At 65.2% G+C, this 14,230-nt stretch carries 11 protein-coding genes; 7 read left to right on the forward strand and 4 right to left on the reverse strand.

Translation table 11 applies throughout. The features are described 5' to 3' along the window. The first annotated feature begins 20 nt into the window (after positions 1-20). Complete coding sequence (locus M52SOB_RS01380; RefSeq protein ID WP_131110153.1) at positions 21-3,791, forward strand: DUF3683 domain-containing protein; 3,771 nt, start codon at positions 21-23, stop codon at positions 3,789-3,791. Here the strand turns inward: M52SOB_RS01380 and M52SOB_RS01385 are convergent. Then, complete coding sequence (locus M52SOB_RS01385) at positions 3,783-4,115, reverse strand: hypothetical protein (protein ID WP_131110155.1); 333 nt, start codon at positions 4,113-4,115, stop codon at positions 3,783-3,785. The two genes, M52SOB_RS01380 and M52SOB_RS01385, sit on opposite strands and share 9 nt — an antisense overlap. Beyond that, positions 4,115-4,369 carry an oxidoreductase gene (locus M52SOB_RS01390; RefSeq protein ID WP_284155147.1) on the reverse strand — a complete coding sequence of 85 codons (255 nt, stop codon included), beginning with the start codon at positions 4,367-4,369 and terminating at the stop codon, positions 4,115-4,117. The genes M52SOB_RS01385 and M52SOB_RS01390 overlap by 1 nt, the downstream gene beginning before the upstream one ends. Positions 4,370-4,419: 50 nt before the next feature. Here M52SOB_RS01390 and M52SOB_RS01395 point away from each other — a divergent pair, with 50 nt between their 5' ends. Genes M52SOB_RS01395 through miaB form a run of 4 tightly spaced genes read left to right on the forward strand, consistent with a single transcriptional unit; the run spans position 4,420 to position 8,633 of the window. After that, complete coding sequence (locus M52SOB_RS01395) at positions 4,420-5,055, forward strand: LysE family translocator (RefSeq protein WP_284155148.1); 636 nt, start codon at positions 4,420-4,422, stop codon at positions 5,053-5,055. After that, on the forward strand, positions 5,052-5,471 hold the full coding sequence (locus tag M52SOB_RS01400; RefSeq protein WP_131110162.1) for a secondary thiamine-phosphate synthase enzyme YjbQ: 420 nt from the start codon (positions 5,052-5,054) through the stop codon (positions 5,469-5,471). The genes M52SOB_RS01395 and M52SOB_RS01400 overlap by 4 nt, the downstream gene beginning before the upstream one ends. A 2-nt stretch (positions 5,472-5,473) precedes the next feature. After that, on the forward strand, positions 5,474-7,255 hold the full coding sequence (locus M52SOB_RS01405) for an N-acetylglutaminylglutamine amidotransferase (protein WP_131110164.1): 1,782 nt from the start codon (positions 5,474-5,476) through the stop codon (positions 7,253-7,255). A 34-nt stretch (positions 7,256-7,289) separates the two neighbouring features. After that, entirely contained in the window at positions 7,290-8,633 is a 1,344-nt protein-coding gene (gene miaB, locus M52SOB_RS01410) for a tRNA (N6-isopentenyl adenosine(37)-C2)-methylthiotransferase MiaB (RefSeq protein ID WP_131110166.1), read from the forward strand. Positions 8,634-8,648: 15 nt separating this feature from the next. Here miaB and M52SOB_RS01415 read toward each other — a convergent pair whose 3' ends face one another. Next, on the reverse strand, positions 8,649-9,086 hold the full coding sequence (locus M52SOB_RS01415; protein WP_131110168.1) for a hypothetical protein: 438 nt from the start codon (positions 9,084-9,086) through the stop codon (positions 8,649-8,651). A 206-nt stretch (positions 9,087-9,292) separates the two neighbouring features. Here M52SOB_RS01415 and M52SOB_RS01420 point away from each other — a divergent pair, with 206 nt between their 5' ends. Beyond that, a complete protein-coding gene (locus M52SOB_RS01420) occupies positions 9,293-9,718 on the forward strand; it encodes an HIT family protein (protein WP_131110170.1) in 426 nt (141 codons plus the stop codon). Further along, positions 9,715-11,379, forward strand: coding sequence for a hypothetical protein (locus M52SOB_RS01425; RefSeq protein ID WP_131110172.1), 1,665 nt, complete (start codon positions 9,715-9,717; stop codon positions 11,377-11,379). The genes M52SOB_RS01420 and M52SOB_RS01425 overlap by 4 nt, the downstream gene beginning before the upstream one ends. Positions 11,380-11,414: 35 nt before the next feature. On the opposite strand, the gene M52SOB_RS01430 is transcribed toward M52SOB_RS01425, so the two are convergent. Continuing rightward, on the reverse strand, positions 11,415-14,153 hold the full coding sequence (locus tag M52SOB_RS01430) for a sensor domain-containing protein (protein WP_131110174.1): 2,739 nt from the start codon (positions 14,151-14,153) through the stop codon (positions 11,415-11,417). Positions 14,154-14,230 lie beyond the last annotated feature (77 nt).

The raw sequence follows: 14,230 nt of genomic DNA on the forward strand, positions 1-14,230 counted from the left end.
TTGCAGCGAAAGCCGATGCCATGACCGCCCGCCTCCGGGAAATTCCCTACAACACCACCTCGTTTTCCGACCGCGAGATCGTCATCCGCCTGCTCGGCGAAGAGATGTGGGCGGTGCTCGACGCGCTGCGCAGCCAGCGTGTCACCGGGCGCTCGGCGCGCATGCTCTACGAGGTGCTCGGCGACATCTGGGTGGTGCGGCGCAACCCCTATCTCGAAGACGACCTGCTCACCTCCCGGGCGCGGCGCGAGGCACTGATCGGCGCGTTGCGCCACCGGCTGACCGAGATCGAGAAGCGCCGCCAGGGCAATGAAGAGGTGGCCCGACTGCTCACCGCCGCAGACAAGGCGGTGAATGATTTCGCGCGCTGGTTCGACGATACCGCCAGCTTGCGCCGGCGCGTCATGGAGCGCCTTTCGCGCCACACACGCCGCGACAATATCTGCTTCGACGGTCTGAGCCGCGTTGCCCATGTGACCGATGCGACCGACTGGCGCGTCGAATACCCCTTCGTCGTGCTGACGCCGGACAGCGAGGAAGAAATCGCGCCGTTGGTGCGCGGCTGCATCGAGCTGGGGCTGACCATCATCCCGCGTGGTGGCGGTACCGGTTATACCGGCGGGGCCGTGCCACTCGATCCCCGCTCGGCGGTGATCAACACCGAGAAGCTGATCGACATGGGACCGGTCGAGGAACGCGTGCTGCCGGGGCTGGATCGCCCCTATGCGACGATCCGCACCGGGGCCGGCGTGGTCACGCGCCGGGTCATGGAGCGCGCCGAAGAAGCCGGCCTGGTGTTCGCCTGCGATCCGACCTCGGCCGATGCTTCCTGCATCGGCGGCAACATCGCGATGAACGCCGGCGGCAAGAAGGCAGTGTTGTGGGGCACCGCGCTCGACAATCTCTCCTCGTGGCGCATGGTCGACACCGAGGGCCGCTGGCTCGAGGTCGAGCGCCTCAATCACAATCTGGGCAAGATCCACGAGCAGGAGACGGCGACCTTCCGCATCCGTCGTTTCGCCGACGACGGCAGCATCGAGCGCGAGGAGACCCTGGAAGTCCCTGGGACCCGCTTTCGCAAGACCGGGTTGGGCAAGGACGTCACCGACAAGTTCCTCGCCGGCCTGCCGGGGGTGCAGAAAGAGGGCACCGATGGTCTGATCACCTCGGCGGTGTGGATCCTGCACAAGATGCCGCCGGTGCAGCGCACCGTCTGCCTCGAATTCTTCGGCCAGGTACGCGATGCGGTACCTGCCATCGTCGAGATCACCGACTACTTCAAGCCCGGCGGCGCCGGGCTGGCGGCGGGGGTGAAGCTCGCCGGCCTCGAACATCTCGACGAACGTTATGTGAAGGCGGTCGGTTATGCGACCAAGGCCAAGCGCCACGGCCGGCCGAAAATGGTGCTGCTCGGCGACATCGTCGGCGAAGACGAAGATGCGGTGATGCGTGCCACCTCGGAAGTGGTGAAAATGGCCAACCGGCGCGGCGGCGAGGGCTTCATTGCCGTCACGCCCGAGGCGCGCAAGCAGTTCTGGCTCGACCGCGCCCGCACCGCGGCGATCTCGCGCCATACCAACGCTTTCAAGATCAATGAGGACGTCGTCATCCCCCTGCCGCGCATGGGCGATTATTGCGACGGCATCGACCGGCTGAACATCGAGCTGTCGATCGCCAACAAGCTCGCCCTGTGCGATGCACTCAGCGAATTCCTAAGTGGGGATCTGCCGTTGCACGTCGGCGATGCGGGGCTTTCCGGCCGGGCGCTGATCGGCGAGCGGCGCGAGCTGGCGCTCGCCGCGGTCGCCGAGGTGCGCGCGCGCTGGCAAGGGCTGCTCGACGACCTCGACACCCACTTCCCGGCGCTGCAGGATCACAGTTTGCGCGTGTCCTGGAAGACCGAGCTCAAGCCGCTGCTCGAAGAAATCTTCGCGGGTGATGCTTACGCCCCGACACGCGCGCGCATCGAGGCGATCCACCAGGAAGTGCTGCGCGGCCGCCTGTTCATCGCGCTGCACATGCACGCCGGCGACGGCAACGTGCACACCAACATCCCGGTCAATTCCGACAATTACGCGATGCTGAAGACGGCCAGCGAAACCGTCGACCGCATCATGGCGCTGGCGAAATCCCTGGGCGGGGTGATTTCCGGCGAGCATGGCATCGGCATCACCAAGCTCGACTATCTTGCCGACGCGGAGCTCGAACCGTTCCGCGAATACAAGCGCCGCATCGATCCGCAAGGGCACTTCAACAAAGGCAAGCTCCTGCCCGGCGCCAATCTCGCCAACGCCTACACGCCGTCGTTCGCGCTGCTCGGCATCGAGTCGCTGATCATGGAGCAGTCCGAGATCGGCAAAATTTCCGACATGGTCAAGGACTGCCTGCGCTGCGGCAAGTGCAAGCCGGTCTGCTCGACGCACGTGCCGCGTGCCAACCTGCTCTACAGCCCGCGCAACAAGATCCTCGGCGTCGGCCTGCTGATCGAGGCCTTCCTGTATGAGGAGCAGACGCGGCGCGGCATCTCGCTCAGGCACTTCGAGGAATTCGGCGACATTGGCGACCACTGCACGGTCTGCCATCGCTGCCTCAAGCCCTGTCCGGTCGACATCGACTTCGGCGACGTCTCGATCGCGATGCGCAATTTCCTGCGCCGCGCCGGCAAGAAGAAGACGTCGATCGGCACGAAACTGGCGATGGCCTTCCTCTCCGCCACCGATCCCGCGCGCATCCGGCTGCTCAAGCGCGGCATGATCGATCTCGGCTACCGGGCGCAGCGGCTGGGCCACGCCATGGCCAAGACGTTCGGCTTGACGCAGGAGACGGTGCGCCATCCGCCCGCCTCGCTCGGCCGGCCGACGGTCAAGGCGCAGGTGATCCATTTCCTCAACAAGCCGATGCCGGCCAATGTGCCGCGCCGTACGGCGCGCGCGCTGCTCGACATCGAGGATGGCGCGACGATTCCGGTGATCCGCGACCCAAACCGCGCCGCGGAAGACAGCGAAGCGGTGTTCTACTTCCCCGGCTGTGGTTCGGAGCGGCTCTTCTCGCAAGTGGGGCTCGCCACGCAAGCGATGCTCTGGCATGTCGGGGCGACGATCGTGCTGCCGCCGGGCTACCTCTGCTGCGGCTACCCGCAGACTTCCGCCGGAGAGGAAGACAAGGGCACGATGATCACGACGCAGAACCGTGTGCTGTTCCATCGCGTCGCCAACACGCTCAACTATCTCGACATCAGGACCGTGATCGTTTCCTGCGGCACCTGCCTCGACCAGCTCGAAAAGTACGAATTCGAGCGCATTTTCCCCGGCTGCCGGCTCATCGACATCCACGAGTATCTGATGGAGAAAGGCATCCGGCTCGACGGTGTGCCCGGCACGCGCTATATGTACCATGAGCCCTGCCACACGCCGATGAAGCTCTACAACGGCACACAGGTTGCCAACCGGCTGCTCGGCAGCCGCGTCGATCTCAACGACCGCTGCTGTGGCGAATCCGGTACGCTGGCGGTGACACGGCCCGACGTGTCGACGCAGGTGCGCTTCCGCAAGCAGGAGGAGATCGTCGCCGGCATCGCCAAACTCGGCGCTGGCGAGACGTCACCGGTGACGACGAAGATCCTGACGAGTTGTCCGTCATGCCTGCAAGGGCTGGCGCGTTACCGCGAGGACGTGCCGATCGAGGCCGATTACATCGTCGTCGAACTCGCGCGCCACATCCTTGGGCCGGACTGGCTCGACCGCTATGTCGCTGCCGCCAACGCGGGCGGCATCGAGCGCGTCCTACTCTGAGCTCACCCGCGCCCTTCCACTGATTCGGTCGATCTCGATCTCCAGCTCGCAGTATTCGGTCTGCGGCTCGATCGGCGTCGGATCATCGGCGCAGGAGCAGCCGGCGAGGATGCCGGAAAAGAAGATGCCGACCTTCGCGGTGATGCATTCGGCATCGGCGCATGCGGCCAGCAACAGCACGGTCGGCGGCTCGTCGGTCACCGTGCTGGTGCTTCGCAGCGCCTGTTGCAGCGGTAGCTCGGCGGCCTGCGCGGCCAGCTCGCCCTTGAGCACGGCAGCGAAGTCGGGTGTACCCCAGGCACGCGACGATGCGGGCAGAAACATCAGCGTGCCGGGGCGCCTACGGGTGCGGCGCGCAGGTATTGGCGCGGCCAGGCGATGGTCTGGCCCAGTGCCTGGGCGGCGTGCAGGGGCCAGTAGGGATCGCGCAGACTTTCGCGGCCGAGCAGCACCAGGTCGGCCTGGCCGCTCCGGACGATGTGGTCGGCCTGCTGCGGCGAAGTGATCAGGCCGACCGCGGCGGTCGGGATGCCGGCCTCGCGGCGGATGCGCGCGAGCGGTTCGAACAGGTGGGGCATGATGCGACCTCGTGGCAGCGGAGCGGACATTTTGCCTGATAATGCCAGCCATGATCTTCGACCTGACCAGTGCCCAGATCTTCGCTTTCCTCTTCGCCGCCGTGCTCGTCACGTTGGCACCGGGACCGGACAACCTCGCCGTGCTGAGTCTCGGCATCTCGCGTGGCCGCCGTGCCGGTATCGGCTTCGGCCTCGGCTGCGCGCTGGGCTGCTTCACACATACGCTGTGGGCGAGCCTCGGCATCTCGGCCGTGCTCGCCGCATCGAACGCCGCCTTCACAGTGCTCAAGCTCGCCGGCGCGGCCTATCTGTGCTGGATGGGCTGGCAGGCGCTGCAAAGCCCCGGTGCGAAGTTCGCCGCCGGTGTGCGTAGCGCGGACGCCACGCCCTTTTCGACCTACCTGCGCCGAGGCTTCATCGCCAATGCGATCAACCCGAAGGTGGCATTGTTCTTCCTTGCCTTCCTGCCGCAGTTCGTCGGCGCCGGCAGTGCCCATGCCGCTGCCCAGTCCGCGCTGCTCGGCGCGCTCTTTGCGGCACAGACGGTCGTGGTGTTCGGCCTCATCGGCTGGTTCGCCGGCACGATCGGCGGCTTTCTCGCGCAGCACAGCCGCCGGCTCGACCAGGCCACCGGCGTGCTGTTCCTCGGCCTGGGTGTGCGTCTTGCCTTGGAGACACGGGGATGAAACAAGCCGCCAAGACGCTCGAAATCCGCACCAGCGGCCGGGGTCTCATCGAGATCACCCGACAGATCGACGACTTCGTGCGTGCCAGTGGCCTCGATGACGGTCTGTTGACGGTGTTCTGCCGCCACACTTCGGCTTCGCTGCTGATCCAGGAGAATGCCGATCCTGACGTGCGCCACGATCTGGAGACCTTTTTCGCCAGGCTGGTGCCCGACGGCCAGCCCGGCTGGCGTCACGACAACGAAGGACCGGACGACATGTCAGGCCACATCCGCAGCGCGCTGACGCAGACCTCGCTATCCATTCCCGTCATGGGCGGCGAACCCGTGCTCGGCACCTGGCAGGGCGTGTATCTGTGGGAACATCGCACCCGGCCGCAACGGCGCGAGGTGGTCCTCCATTTGCTCGGAGAATAGCGATGTGCGGCATCGCCGGTGAGCTGAGATTCGACGGCGTCGCGCCCGACCCGGCGACGCTCGCGCGCATGAGCGCGTGCCTGGCGCGACGCGGGCCCGACGGCGAAGGCTACTGGGCGTCCGGCCCGGTGGCGTTCGGCCACCGCCGGCTGGCGATCATCGATCTCTCCGCGCGCTCGCACCAGCCGATGGTCGATGCCGCGGCAGGACTGGCGCTGGTCTTCAACGGCACGATCTACAACTATCCCGAGCTGCGCCACGAATTGATCCAGCGCGGTCATGAATTTTTTTCCGATGGCGATACCGAGGTTGTCTTACGTGCCTATGCCGAATGGGGCGAGGCTTGCGTCGAGCGCTTGACCGGCATGTTCGCCTTCGCGATCTGGGACATGCAGCGCCAGCAGCTCTTCCTGGCGCGCGACCGCATCGGCATCAAGCCGCTCTACTTCGCGCGCACGGCGAGGTGCCTGCGTTTCGCCTCGAATACCCAGGCACTCCTGGCGTCCGGCGACATCGACACCCACCTCGATCCGGTCGCATTGCATCATCAGTTCATGCTGCATGCCTCGGTGCCGGCGCCGTTTACGATCCTCAAAGGCATCCGCAAACTCGAGCAGGGCACGACGCTGACGATCGACACGGCTGGACGCACTTTCGAGCGGCGCTATTGGCAGTTGCGCGCTCAGCGGCCCGCAGTGGCGAAGAGCGAGGCAGAATGGACCGAGGCGCTCCACGCCGCCCTGCGGCACGCGGTAAGAACCCATCTCGACATCGCCGACGTGAAAGTCGGCGTGCTGCTCTCGGGCGGGCTCGATTCCTCGCTGCTCGTCGCGCTGCTGGCCGAACAGGGGGTGCCGGATCTGATGACTTTCTCGGTCGGCTTCGAGGATGCGCCCGAGGAGCGCGGCAACGAGTTCGAATACTCGGATGCGGTGGCCGATCATTTCGCCACGCGCCACCACAAGTATGCGATTCCCAACAGCGAGGTGCTCAAGCGTCTGCCCGAGGCGGTCGACGCGATGGCCGAGCCGATGGTGAGCCAGGACGCCGTGTCCTTTTATCTGCTGGCCGAGCAGGTGAGCCGCACCGTCAAGGTGGTGCAAAGCGGCCAGGGCGCCGACGAAGTGTTCGCCGGCTATTCCTGGCATGCGAAGATGGCGGCCGAAACCGGGCCGTATGTCGAACGGCTCAAGCGTCATTACTTCGACCGCGATCACGCCGAATTTGCGCAGATGCTGCGGGCGAACTACCAGGTCGGTGACGTGACCTCGGAGCTGCTCGCCGCAAAGCTGGCCGAGCCGTTTGCCGACACGTTCATCGACCAGCTGCTGCGCGCCGAGGCGACGCTCTTGATCACCGACGATCCGGTCAAGCGCGTCGATAACATGACGATGGCATGGGGGCTGGAAGCGCGCGTGCCCTTCCTCGACCATCCGCTCGTCGAGCTCGCCGCGCAGATGCCGCCGGAACTTAAACTCGCATCCGGCGGCAAGCATGTGCTGAAGACCATCGCGCGCGGCCTATTGCCCGACAGCGTGATCGACCGGCCGAAGGGCTACTTCCCGATGCCGGCGCTCAAATACGTGCGTGGCGAATTCCTCGACTTCATGCGCGGCATCCTCGATTCCCAGGCCTGCCGCCAGCGAGGCCTCTACAAACGCGCCTACGTCGAAAAATTGCTCGCCGAACCGGAAAAGCACCTGACGCGCATCCAGGGCAGCAAGCTCTGGCACCTAGCACTGCTGGAATTCTGGCTGCAGCGGAACGTCGATGGCGTGCACTGATAAAATCCGCCCCCTTTCAGCGAAGCCCTTGCCCATGCCCAGGAAAGTCTTCATCCGTACCTTCGGCTGCCAGATGAACGAGTACGACTCGGACAAGATGGCCGATCTGCTCGCCAGCGCGGAAGGCGCGGTCAAGACCGACGACCCCGAGGAAGCGGACATCATCCTGCTCAACACCTGCTCGGTGCGCGAAAAACCGCAGGAGAAGGTGTTCCATGAACTCGGCCGGGTGAAGCGGCTCAAGGAGAAAAACCCAGGGCTGCTGATCGGTGTGGGCGGTTGTGTCGCCAGCCAGGAAGGCGATGCGATCATCGATCGCGCGCCTTACGTCGATCTCGTCTTCGGCCCGCAGACCTTGCATCGCCTGCCCGAATTGCTCGCCGCGCGGCGCGCCTCGGGCAAGCCGCAGGTCGATGTCTCTTTTCCCGAGATCGAGAAGTTCGATAGCCTGCCAGCCGCGCGTGTCGAGGGCGAGGCGGGGGCGAGCGCCTTTGTCTCGATCATGGAGGGCTGTTCGAAGTTCTGTACCTTCTGCATCGTGCCCTACACACGTGGTCAGGAAGTCTCGCGCCCGCTCGAAGACGTTCTGAACGAGGTCCAGGCGCTCATTGCCCAGGGCGTGAAGGAAATCACGCTGCTCGGCCAGAACGTGAATGCCTATCGTGGTGAAACCGCCGAAGGCGATACGGTCGATCTCGCCTTCCTGATCGAGACGCTCGCGGCGATTCCGCAGCTCGAGCGCATTCGCTATACCACGTCGCATCCGCGCGAGATGACCCAGCGGTTGATCGACGTCTATGCAACGACGCCGAAGCTCGCCTCGCATTTACACTTGCCGGTGCAGTCCGGCTCCGACCGCGTGCTCGCCGCGATGAAGCGCGGTTACACGGTGCTCGAATACAAGTCGATCGTGCGCCGCCTGCGCGCCGTGCGGCCGGATATTTCGCTCTCCTCCGATTTCATCGTCGGCTTTCCCGGCGAGACGGCCGAGGATTTCGAAAAGACGATGGCATTGATCGAGGAGATCGGCTTCGATACCAGTTTTTCCTTTCTGTTCAGCCCGCGGCCGGGCACGCCCGCCGCCGAGATGGCTGACGACACGCCACAGGAAGTGAAGTCGCAGCGACTCGCGCGGCTGCAAAAGCGCATCGAGGAGCAGGCGTTCGCGATTTCCCAGGCGATGGTCGGCAGTGTGCAGCGCGTGCTCGTCGAAGGCCGCGCCAAAAAAGATGCCAACGAACTCGCGGGCCGCACCGCGAACAACCGTGTCGTGAACTTCAAGGGCAACCCGCGTCAGATCGGCCAGTTCGTCGATGTGAAGATCACCGCGGCGCTGCCGCACTCCTTGCGTGGCGAAGTGGTGATTCGGGACGAGTGAGCCCCGGCCACTGATTCAGATCACGTAATCGTTGAACGGCGTATCCTTGCCCTTGCGCCGGTCGCGGCCGCTACGGCGGGGTGGATTGTCTGGGTCGTAACGTACGACGGGGCGGCGATCGAAGCCTTCACGGCGTTCCTTGCCGCTGCGCCGCTCTTCGAGCAGCTTGTAGCTGCAGCGGCAGTCGAACTTGCAGGTGCAATCCGCGAGCGGCAGGTGGGGCGCCTCGTCGAACTTGAAGCGCCGGTCGGCAAGCTCTTTGGCAGCAAGACAGACTTGACCGTGGGTGGGGACGATCAGCTGTTTCCCCCAATATTGCTTCGGCGGTGGAGCGGCGTGCGCTTCGAGTCGCGCTTTCTCGCGGGCGAGGTGTGCGCGATGCAGATACAAAGCGATGCTTCCCGCCAAGGCAAGCCCGACGAGAATCACGAGTAACCAGCCACCAGGACTCATTGCCCGACTCGTGCGAGAACGAAGGGAGAAAACGGAAGAAACCGCATGGTCGGAAAATCATACTCGAAGCGGGAGCACGGGAACTTACAGATGTGCCGAGCAGATGGGCGGAAAAACAGTAAACGTGGCAAAAAGACGGGCGGCAGTCATGAAGGCTGCCAGCGTAGTCAGCCTGCCGCGGCAAAGGGTTATGCTATTCTCAAAAAATGGTTAGCTGCGAGCTGTGCCAGTCACCCGGCGGAGAACTCCTCTGGCAAGATGAGCTCTGCCGCGTCATCCGTGTCGGTGGTGCGGAAGGCGAGGCTTTTCCCGGCTTCTGTCGTGTCGTCTGGCGCGCCCATGTCGCCGAGATGAGCGATCTGCCGGCAGCGGATCGCCAGCATCTGCTCGCCGTGGTGCTGGCCACCGAAAGGGCGGTGCGGGAGATCATGCATCCAGACAAGATCAACCTCGCCAGCTTCGGCAACGTCGTGCCGCATCTGCACTGGCACGTCATCCCGCGCTGGCGCGACGACAGCCATTTCCCGGCGCCCATCTGGGAAGCGGCTCGCCGCCCTGCTCCCCGGCGGGCGCAACCTTCCACTGAGGCACTGAGCGGTGCCCTGCGCCGGGTGCTGGAGTATTCGGCGTGAACCCTGCGATGCCATCAGCCCTCGATCTGCCGCCGACCAGCACGGCGGCTGTGCCGCATTTCAGCACGCTGCCAGCCTGCCGCGAGTGGATCGACCGCCTGCCGATGGCGAATCCCTCACTGGCGCAAAAAATGCTGCTCGACGAGCTGCGGCTGTTGAACGGCTATACGCTGCCGGCCCCGCTGCGTTTGGAACTGCTCGAAGCCCTGCAAACGCCGTTGCGTTTCGTGCAGGAGGAGAGCACAAGCCTTTTCAGCGGCAAATCGTTACCCCTGGCGCCGATCGAGCAGACGGCGCTCGAAACGACCCATGCGCTTTGGCAGGCGGCGCTGATCGGCTATCTGCGCTGTCTGGAGGTCGTGCTGCGCGGCGATGCGGGTTTTCTGCCCAAGGCGGCCCTCGTCTGTGAGCGTGCCCTGGCGATCCTGATCGTCGATTTCGCCGACCTGACGCGCGGCGGTTGGCAGGCGGATGCGTCGCTGTGGCGCTTCGCCCATTTGCTTTATTCGAGTGCCGAAACGCTTGGCGTGGTGCACGCGCCCGTTACCGATCCCTTCCACAGCGAGGCTGGCGCGCGCCCCGTGTCGCCGACGATGGCCTATGCCGAGCTGGCGTTGCTGGCGACCGCCGGCTTGCACGAACTGACCCCGCGCCAGCAGCGCTGGGTGATGCGTTGGGCGCGCCAGTGGTCGGTAAAGCTGAAAGTGTCGGCGGAGGTCCCGCCGCTGGACGCGGCATTGCCGCTGTGCGTCGATCTCGCCCAGGATGCGCCGCCCAGCTATTTGCCACATAGCGGCCCCGGTGCGCGCTGGCTGGAGACCAGCGCACTGCGCCTGAGCATGCAAAAACGCATCGTGCTGCTGGCGAAAAATGATCCGGGGATGACGCCGGCCAGTCTCGGGCTGGGCGAGGATTGCACGATGCCTGCCACGCTCGAAGTGCTGCAACGCGTTTATCCGCGTTGGGTCAAGGGAGGTGTGCAGCGTCGCTACACCCGCCATCCGCTGAGCGGTCATTGCCGGTTCGTGGCCGGGGGCGACGCGATCCATTATTACCTTTCGGGCCGCAAGCCATTCAGACCGCCGGGCAGTCTGTCGGAGGAGACGCTGCGACGGCAGCGCGAAACGGTGGCGATGCTGGAAGGCGAGACGGTCGAATTCTTGGAAGAGACCAGCCGGGAATTGGGGTTCCAGACCGAAAGCTGGACGGTCGCCGAGGACTGGGGCCTGTCGGATCGGTCCGACGGGGGGCTTTGTCTTACGCGGCCGATCGAGCGCGAAGGCGGGCGGCTCGCGATTGGCCAGCTGGTCGCGGTACAGCCGGCCGGCTCCGGTGAATTCATGCTCGGGGTAGTGCGCTGGACGCAGCGGCGCGGCAATGAACTCGTCGCAGGCATCCAGCTCATCCCCGGCCGGCCGGAGCCGGTTGCCGTCCGGCGCACCGGCGTGATGGCGACGCCGGATCCGTATCGGCCCGGCTTCGTCCTGCCGGCCGTAAGCGCTGTGCAGCAGCCCCTCTCACTGATCTTGCCGCCCGGCGGCTTCAAGGCCGGGCGCATCATGGAAGTCTGGACGGCTCGTATCACCCGTCATTTCAAACTGGAGGCGCTGATCGATCGCGGCGCGGATTTCGAGAGCGCCCGCTGCGTCGAGGTGAGCTGAAAGTCGGCGCTGGCGGGACGGCACGCCGTCGCGTTTCAGAGCTGCGGTTTTTCCAGCAGAGCGGCGAACTCTTCGGCCGGCAGTGGCTGGCTGTAGAGGAAGCCCTGGGCCAGTTCGCATTCGCGCTCACGCAACAGGCTGACCTGACCAAGCGCCTCGACGCCTTCGGCGACCACCGACAGGCCGAGGCTGTGCGCCATGGCGAGGATCGCCTCGACCAGCGCGCGTTGGCCGGGGTCGCTTTCCATGCCCTTGACGAAGCTCTTGTCGATCTTGACGTGGCGCACCGGGAAACGCTTCAGATAGGCAAGCGAAGAATAGCCGGTGCCGAAATCGTCGATCGCCAGATTAAGACCGGCTTCGCCCGCTGCGGCGAACCACTGCTGGATCGCCGGCATCTCGGCCAGCAGCGTGCGTTCGGTGATTTCGAGCACGATCTGCCCGGGCGACAGGCCGTACTTGGCGAGCACGGCGAGGATGCGCTTGACCGACAGTGCCTCGGGCAATTGGCGCACCGAGACGTTGATCGCCAACATCAGGTGGTGGCCGGCGGCTTCCCAGGCGGCGAGCTGAAGGCAGGCTTCCTCGAATGCCCAGGTGCCGATCTCGCGGATCTGGCCGGTTTCCTCTGCCAACGGCACGAATTTCGCCGGCTCGAGCTGGCCGCGTTGCGGATGCTGCCAGCGCAGCAGCGCTTCGGCGCCGGTGATGCGGTTGCTCGTCAGATCGACGAGTGGCAGGAACTGGAGCCGTAGCTCCCGCCGCGAGAGCGCGCCGCGCAGGTCGTTTTCGAGGCTGCGTCGATCGACGGCCGCAGTGGTCAGCGCCGGCTCGAAGAATTGCGCATTGTTGCGGCCGAGCGCCTTGGCACGATACATCGCAAGATCGGCATTGCGGAACAGTGCGTCGATGTCGCGGCCGTCGTCCGGGAACAGCGTGATGCCGATCGAGGCACCGATGTGGATCTCGTTGCCCTCGATGTCGAACGGCTCGTTCATCTGCGCGATGATCTTGTCGGCGACGTTGCCGGCCGGTGCGGATTCCCCGATGTCCGTCAGCACGACGACGAACTCGTCGCCGCCCAAGCGGGCGATGGTGTCGGTCTCGCGCACGCACAGGCGCATGCGCTCGGCCACCAGCTGCAGCAGGCGGTCGCCGACCGCATGGCCGAGCGTGTCGTTGACCTGTTTGAAGAAATCGAGATCGATGAACATCACGGCGACGCGCGAGCCTTCGCGGCGCGCCTGCTTGAGGGCCTGGCCGAGGCGTTCGGCGAGCAGGTTGCGATTCGGCAAGCTGGTGAGCGGGTCGTAGTTGGCGCGGAAGGCGATCTCGTCTTCGTCGTGTTTTTTCTGCGTGATGTCGATCGCCAGCGCGACGTAGCCGGCCGTGCCGCCTGCGGCGTCGGGCACCGCCGAGATGATCTGCCAGACCGGGAAGACTTCGCCGTTCTTGCGCCGGTTCCACACCTCGCCTTCCCAGCGCCCCTGACCGCGTAGCCGTTCCCACATGGTGGCAAAAAACTGTTCGTCGTGGCGGTCGGACTTGAGCAACCGCGGTGTCTGGCCGACCGCCTCGGCGGCGCTATAGCCGGTCATGCGGGTGAACGCCTGATTCACGCGCCGGATCACGCCCTCGCCATCGGTGATCATGATCGCTTCGTTGGTGGTTTCGAATACCGCCGCCGCTTCGCGCAGTTTTCGTTCGGCCTCGACCCGTTCCGTGACATCGTGAATGATCGCGTAGATCAGCAGGCGATCGTCACGATGCATGGGGCTGGCATAGACCTCGACGCTGCGCAGCGACCCGTCTTTCAGCCGGTGGCGCTGGACCGTTTGTTCGCGTCCGCTGGCCAGCGAGCGGGCCAGCTCGGCGGTGGTTTCTTCCTGCGTACTCTGGTTGATGTCGGTGATCGTCCGGGCAATCAGTTCGTCATAGGGGTAACCGTAGAAGCTGCAAGCGGCCGGGTTGGCATCGACGATGCGGCCATCACGGGGATCGATCAGCAACATCACCGCCAGGGCGCTCTGGAAGAACTGCTGGAAATGCGCTTCGCCTTCCTTGGATGCCTGGATCAGCCGCGCGAGCCGCTGCTCCATTTGGCGTTGGGTCGTGATGTCGGCATTGATGCCGATCATGCGTTGCGGCCGACCTTGGTCATCGCGGATCAGCCGCGCCGCGGTATGTACCCAGCGCTGTTCCCCTGCCTTGGTGCGCAGGCGGTAATCGACTTGGAGGAAGTCGCCGCTTTTGCCGAGCACGGTTTCGAAAGCCCGCCGCACCTGCGGCTGGTCTTCGGGGTGAATCAGCGCGCGCCAGGCGGCGAGGGAAGTCGGGAGTTCGTCGGCCCCATAACCCAGCCCACGCCACCACTCGGGCGAAAAGCGCACCTCGCCGCTGCCCGGATACAACGTCCACAGGTCATGACCGGTGGCTTCGAGGACGGTTTCCCAGCGTTCGGGAGCTTCGGCGGGGAGGGCCGCTGGCGCTGCGGCCTCGGTCGCGCTGCCGGGCTTGGCGGCAGGCGGCTGGCGGAAGACGAGCACGACCAACAATGCGACGACGACCAGCAGCACCAGCAGGGCGATCAAAGCGAGCGCCTGGCTCCAGACGAGCTGCGCTTCGAGTGCCGCGGCCAGCCGTTCGAGCATCACGGTGGCGCTGCCTTCGGCCAGCGCCGCACCGCCTGCGGCAGAGCCCTGGCTGGCTACTCCCGGCTGCCCGAACAGCAGGCCGGCCAGGATGAGCGCGGTATGGAAGGTCAGGCGACGCATGAGGAGGCGCGATGGTGGGAACGTGAATCGAACCCATGCACAAAGCAGGATTCGGGCCAGTTTCGATAACTTATTAC

The sequence above is a fragment of the Sulfuricystis thermophila genome (genome assembly GCF_004323595.1).
In the GTDB taxonomy this organism is placed as follows: Bacteria; Pseudomonadota; Gammaproteobacteria; order Burkholderiales; family Rhodocyclaceae; genus Sulfuricystis; species Sulfuricystis thermophila.

Bases quoted from the DNA above. Each gene is read 5' to 3' on its own strand.
- M52SOB_RS01380 (WP_131110153.1), top strand. From the start codon at position 21: ATGACCGCCCGCCTCCGGGAAATTCCCTACAACACCACCTCGTTTTCC.
- M52SOB_RS01385 (WP_131110155.1), bottom strand. From the start codon at position 4,115: ATGTTTCTGCCCGCATCGTCGCGTGCCTGGGGTACACCCGACTTCGCT.
- M52SOB_RS01390 (WP_284155147.1), bottom strand. From the start codon at position 4,369: ATGCCCCACCTGTTCGAACCGCTCGCGCGCATCCGCCGCGAGGCCGGC.
- M52SOB_RS01395 (WP_284155148.1), top strand. From the start codon at position 4,420: ATGATCTTCGACCTGACCAGTGCCCAGATCTTCGCTTTCCTCTTCGCC.
- M52SOB_RS01400 (WP_131110162.1), top strand. From the start codon at position 5,052: ATGAAACAAGCCGCCAAGACGCTCGAAATCCGCACCAGCGGCCGGGGT.
- M52SOB_RS01405 (WP_131110164.1), top strand. From the start codon at position 5,474: ATGTGCGGCATCGCCGGTGAGCTGAGATTCGACGGCGTCGCGCCCGAC.
- miaB (WP_131110166.1), top strand. From the start codon at position 7,290: ATGCCCAGGAAAGTCTTCATCCGTACCTTCGGCTGCCAGATGAACGAG.
- M52SOB_RS01415 (WP_131110168.1), bottom strand. From the start codon at position 9,086: ATGAGTCCTGGTGGCTGGTTACTCGTGATTCTCGTCGGGCTTGCCTTG.
- M52SOB_RS01420 (WP_131110170.1), top strand. From the start codon at position 9,293: ATGGTTAGCTGCGAGCTGTGCCAGTCACCCGGCGGAGAACTCCTCTGG.
- M52SOB_RS01430 (WP_131110174.1), bottom strand. From the start codon at position 14,153: ATGCGTCGCCTGACCTTCCATACCGCGCTCATCCTGGCCGGCCTGCTG.